General features: G+C 54.3%; 1 protein-coding gene. It reads right to left on the bottom strand.

Annotated elements, in window-relative coordinates; genetic code table 11:
- On the bottom strand, nt 1–356 hold a 356-nt coding region (locus NE850_RS39345), incomplete at its 3' end, for a hypothetical protein (protein ID WP_310700425.1).
- Nucleotides 357–1,109: the final 753 nt, after the last annotated feature.

Raw genomic sequence — 1,109 nt, 5'->3', positions numbered from 1 at the left:
TATACGCATTCTGCGTACGCAGAGTCCCACATATTGTAGTGACCCAGCGTCGGTGACGGTAGCCAACCTGTGCCGGTCTCTTTTTCAAGTCTACAAAACCGCTTGGCATCGTCCTCTGCCTTCATGTAGGCATCAAGTAAGTCCCGATTTTTATTTCCTTGCGGGATCGTTTTTCTGATCTCTTCGTAGGTTGCTTTCATATCTGCCGCGACCTCCTTCGTGAGTGCTTCGAAGCACGCTATGTCGTAGCTGGTACCGCCAAGTTGTTTAAGGCACGACTCATCCACTTTCGCAAAGGTTGCCGTGCTCGCCAACAACAGCAGCGCTAGTCCGCCCCACTTCCTAGTGCTTTGCATGATGGACTCCCGCTTGAAACATCTTTGTCTCCGTGTATCCCCAATGAGCGAACGTATTCTTGGGCCTTGGCCCGTCACCTATAACTCAGGTGTCCGCCGAGCTCGGCAATCTGATCGTCGACCTGCCCTAGGCATTCGTAGCCTGCTGCGCACACCATCGTCGGATTGACCGGACGCTTTCATCGAAAGCGCTCCCCGTTACGGGCCATGTGTCGCCAATTGTTCAGCTTTCGGTGGGGATCACTCTTTAAGGTAACGCCCGCCGCATGACAGGCAGTCGCACTAGACCCGCCCGCCAGTGGGACCTGCTGGCTTCCCTCACCTGAGTGATACCCGTGGGAACGGGCACCTTTCGGCGCGAGCTCGGTGGGTCGACCACAGGAAGTATTTTCCTAGAATCCTTTCGCTTATCGCTCTAAATTCAATCAGCATCGATTCAGTCCAATATTGCCGTGAGACGTTCTCGCCCGTGGATAAAGTGCATCTAATTAGTTATATTCACCCCGGTGTCATCGAAAGGCCAAGCCATGGCATGCGCTTGCCATGGACAAGCAATGTCGGCATGAGTGCTGGCGCATCCAGTCAGTCACACCTTATGTTCTTAGGCCGCAGCAAACTCGGGAGAAAGATCATGAGCCAGCCGATCGCGACTGGAGCAACGAACAGCGATCCAAATTCGGTCGTTACAGGTACAAGTGAGCGACTCGCAAAGCCGTGGCACGCGTCCGACCGCGTGTTGCCATTCTTAGCCGA

Origin of the sequence: Paraburkholderia sp. USG1 (genome assembly GCF_031570135.1) — a bacterium.
Lineage (GTDB): Bacteria > Pseudomonadota > Gammaproteobacteria > Burkholderiales > Burkholderiaceae > Paraburkholderia > Paraburkholderia dioscoreae.
The sequence above is the reverse complement of the archived record's forward strand: the minus strand, read 5'-3'. Positions and strand labels throughout refer to the sequence as shown.